The organism is Pedobacter borealis DSM 19626, from assembly GCF_000708285.2.
Lineage (GTDB): Bacteria > Bacteroidota > Bacteroidia > Sphingobacteriales > Sphingobacteriaceae > Pedobacter > Pedobacter borealis.
Genome location: NZ_JAUG01000169.1, coordinates 1 through 3,819, shown reverse-complemented (window position 1 = coordinate 3,819; position 3,819 = coordinate 1). Strand labels below are relative to the sequence as shown.

At 41.0% G+C, this 3,819-nt stretch carries 4 protein-coding genes; 1 reads left to right on the top strand and 3 read right to left on the bottom strand.

Annotation, left to right across the window (positions count from 1 at the left end; translation table 11 throughout):
* Positions 1-66 precede the first annotated feature (66 nt).
* Positions 67-285: a hypothetical protein gene (locus tag AW17_RS23140; RefSeq protein ID WP_157280413.1), complete on the top strand. Its 219-nt coding sequence runs from the start codon at positions 67-69 to the stop codon at positions 283-285.
* 47 nt (positions 286-332) lie between these two features.
* On the opposite strand, the gene AW17_RS23135 is transcribed toward AW17_RS23140, so the two are convergent.
* The 3 genes from AW17_RS23135 to AW17_RS23125 form a co-directional block, all read right to left on the bottom strand.
* Positions 333-1,586 (bottom strand): DUF2264 domain-containing protein, encoded by a 1,254-nt coding sequence (locus AW17_RS23135; protein WP_029280675.1) that lies wholly within the window; start codon positions 1,584-1,586, stop codon positions 333-335.
* 10 nt (positions 1,587-1,596) lie between these two features.
* The gene (locus tag AW17_RS23130) at positions 1,597-2,955 is read right to left on the bottom strand and encodes a glycoside hydrolase family 88/105 protein (RefSeq protein WP_083488820.1); all 1,359 of its coding nucleotides are present in this window, start codon (positions 2,953-2,955) and stop codon (positions 1,597-1,599) included.
* 342 nt (positions 2,956-3,297) lie between these two features.
* The gene (locus AW17_RS23125) at positions 3,298-3,732 is read right to left on the bottom strand and encodes a zinc metalloprotease (RefSeq protein ID WP_029280671.1); all 435 of its coding nucleotides are present in this window, start codon (positions 3,730-3,732) and stop codon (positions 3,298-3,300) included.
* Between the last annotated feature and the right edge of the window lie 87 nt (positions 3,733-3,819).

The window sequence follows — 3,819 nt, the reverse complement described above, 5'->3', positions numbered from 1 at the left end:
CCAACCTACTAACTTCGAAAGAAAACGGCGAAGCCCTCATGAATACAGCTGAAAACTATAATACAAATGAATAAATTTTCAGCCGGTGTTTTTTGTTTTTTCATGGGCTTTTATTTTTTCAACGGTATTCAAGCTAGCTACGCTGGTCTTTTTGATGCCAAAAAGAAAGAAGCCTGTCCGGCAAGGACTAAAAAAACACCCCGTCCTGCGGACACCCCTCTAAAAGAGGGGAATTATATACCAGCTGAGATTTCAACGTTATTTATATTGATCTTTATGAAATAAATTACCCCTTAGGATGACAACTATAAAATCAATTGATTTTCATCTAATCATTTCCCTGATGAATGGTCTTTAAGAAAAGAGCTACCCGCCCAGGCTTTTTGAGCGGTCCAGGGTGCGGCTGCTTCTGTCCAAAATGCATTATCGGCTGGAAGGCCCAAGGGTAAAAAACCCAATGTTGCCATATAAAGGCTACCGGTACAGGTATATGGATCGGCAATTTCTGGCTGGTGGCCATTAAATCCTAAAACCAACCATCCCTGCGCATCAAAATTTTGATCGCCAGCATACATATTTTCGAACACTTTGGTCAGTGCACAGCGCACTTGCGCCGGACTTAATTCTTTAGGCAGTTTTTGATCTAGCGCAATTTGGCCCAAGGCTTGAAAAGCTGCCGTACGATAAGTTACACTTCTTCCTATCGGGGGGTATTCACCTGTTGAAGAAATCATTCTTTCGGTAACCTGAGCAAAACGTACGGCACGGCTGGTGGCTTTGGTTAACTGTGCTTCGGCCATCTTTTTCTTGGCTACCATTACTTTCAAAATGTCGATCATCATCGGATGGATAACATAAGAATTGTAATAATCGGTACTGAAGCTCGATCCATCAGAATACCAGCCATCTCCAACGTACCATTCATTCAGCTTGTTAATGGCTGTCATGGTGCGGTATGGTTCGTACTCCTCTCCTACGCTTAACAGCCAGGCCTCTTCTATGGCCTGGAACAAAAGCCAGTTGTTATATGCACCGGTTCTATTTCTTAACGATTTAATCTCGGCTATATATCTTTTTTGCGTGGTTTCGTTTAGTGCTTTCCAAATGTTAGGCGCACGCAGAAACCCCTGCACTACATAGGCAGCATCAACAATCGGCTGTGCATCTGTTCTGAAATTGATGTAATCAGCACTTGATGGATCAACCGCATTGCTTAAGGCCTGAATGGTCTCAGCCTTAAACTTTGCCCTTAGCTTCCCCTCTTCCGTATCATCGTCTGGCAGGCTTAACCAAGGGGCAATCCCCGCAAAAGTACGTCCTAATGCTTCTGTATAGCCTACCTCCCTTACATTGTTATAATAGTGTGGTGCTACCTCGGTAGCCATATTTTTTTTCAATGTATTATTGGCCAGGTTATGGATAACGGGATAGGCAATTTTATACAGGGTTTTAACCCAAAAGGCTCTGTCTTGTGCGCCGCTTGCTACCGGAGCTATTTTCGTTTTCTTTGGTTTTTGTGCGTCGGCAACGGTACTTGTTGTTAAAAGTATTATGCATAACAAAAAGGCATATCTAAGATTGTTCATGGCTAAATGATTATTTTGTGCTGATTTCGAAAAATTTGCTGGCTCCAGCGTTAAGGTCCGTGGTGATATAAACCCCTGTTATTTTTTCATCTTTATAACTCACATTTAAAGGCACAATTTGACCACTGGCAGCATCTCTGGCTATTAATTGTTTGGGATCTTTTACTTTAACCTTTTTTACAACCTGAGGCCATGCAACCTTTATGGTCTGACTATTACTGTCTGACGATCCGTTGTATGCTTCGGCAACAATACTTTTATCGTTATGCGCCAGGTTTAAACGGAACATTTCGCTGCCTGCCAATAAAAAAGCGCCAACACCATAAACATCAGTATCCTCATAACCAACTTTATCGGGCGCAGCTCCTTGAGCCTGTACAAAACCCAATTTCCCATCAGGATGAACAGAAGAACTAAGTGCATCCCATGCTTTAGAAATTACGCTTTCGTATTTTTTGTAGGGAATAAGTCCGTTGTTTACCCCCCAGGCCATTGCATAACAGATAAATCCGGTACCGCTGGTCTCTTTTGAAGGATAACTTTCGGGATCGAGCAAACTCGCGTGCCAGCTTCCATCTGCCTGTTGCAGCGAGGCCAGCTTCTCAGACATGCTGACAAACAGTTTTACCAATTTTTTACGTTCAGGGTGATTTTGAGGTGTCACCGATAACAGCCGTACTAAACCACCCATTACCCATCCATTACCTCTGCTCCAGAATACCTTGGTTCCATTTTTTTCTTTTTTGTTAAAATAACGGCTGTCGCGATAAAAAAGATGCTCCTCTTTATCGTATAAATAGGCGGTAGATTTCCACCATAATGCAATTGATTTATCCAGATATTTTGCATCACCAGTTGCCTGGGTTAAATAACCCAAAGCTGGCGGCCCCATAAACAAGGCATCGCACCAGGCCCATTCGCGGGTATAAATACCATTTTTCCATTCCAGGCTTTCTACGTGTGGTAAAGAAACAATGGTATCGGCCAGGGCTTTAAACTGCTGAATATATTCGGGTCTTTTATAAATGGTGTATAGCTGCGAATAAAGTTGACCAACGCAATAGTCATCCGCCATTAAACGATATCTACCAGTGTTCCATTTGTTATCGTCACCAACCTGAATCAGCTTTTTATAATAAGTATCAGTATCTGCCAGGCGGCCCCAAGCCATCATTCCTGCATACATTGCGCCGTTGGTCCAGTCTTTTTTCGGATTTTTCCATCCTGCCGTTTCTAAGTTTGTCCATTGCCAGTCAGCAACTTTTTTCATCTGACTGATGATTTCACTTGTCAATAGCTGTTTTTTTTGCGCGTTTACCTTTTGGAAAGAGAAAAGAACCAAGAGGAATAGAATTATTTGTTTTTGCATTTAATGATTGATTTTAATGATCTGCTTAATAAATTTTGATCATTTATTGTTTATTGGGATATAGTTTAATGTGTAGTAAAAATTCTCGCGATATGCAGGTATATTAAAGGGTAAAATTGTTTATTTGGCCAGTGATTCTATAGGGAAAATCTTAAATGAATAGTGCGAAAACCTTAAACTTTAAGATTTTCGCAAATTTTATTGTAATAAGTCCATTACTTACCAGCTGAGCTTGCGCTTCTGGTTAGTTTTTATAAATGCTCATTTCGGCAATACATGATTTATCAGGCTCTGCCCGTATCGTAATTAGATTTAACAATGATTTTAAAATACCTAAATGTTTTAACGGCGATAATACATTTTTTTGATACTGGCAGTTACCACTCCATAGTAAGTGATTGTGGGATTCGTTTGAAAAACCTGATTGGTATTTAAAATCGCGCAATCTACTTCAGTAAGGAAAGTAGGTGATTTTCCGTATGTACCATTGCCGCTTCCCATTAACGAAGTTCCGTAGCTCGGATCATTTATTCTTGACTCCCGCTGCCTGTTATGGGGCAAATTTAAACAGTGGCCTAACTCATGCGTTAATCCGCCTAACCCACTAATACTACTAGCTTCTTCACCTTTGTCTGGCCAAAAACAGTTTCTACCATAACCCACATAAGGATTATCTATTTTATTGTCAGGGCTGATGATTAAAGTATGTTCACCAGATCTTTCACCTGGATGAGCGGCAAAATAGGCCTCCACTTCGGTATTCCGTCCTACCCTCATATAAGTAGTTCTCTAACGTGGTTCTGCTGTAAACGCTCTACCATAAACTTCCTGTTTCCTTTGCCATTTCAACATTTGGTCCTTCCT

Bases quoted from the DNA above. Each gene is read 5' to 3' on its own strand.
- AW17_RS23140 (WP_157280413.1), top strand. From the start codon at position 67: ATGAATAAATTTTCAGCCGGTGTTTTTTGTTTTTTCATGGGCTTTTAT.
- AW17_RS23135 (WP_029280675.1), bottom strand. From the start codon at position 1,586: ATGAACAATCTTAGATATGCCTTTTTGTTATGCATAATACTTTTAACA.
- AW17_RS23130 (WP_083488820.1), bottom strand. From the start codon at position 2,955: ATGCAAAAACAAATAATTCTATTCCTCTTGGTTCTTTTCTCTTTCCAA.
- AW17_RS23125 (WP_029280671.1), bottom strand. From the start codon at position 3,732: ATGAGGGTAGGACGGAATACCGAAGTGGAGGCCTATTTTGCCGCTCAT.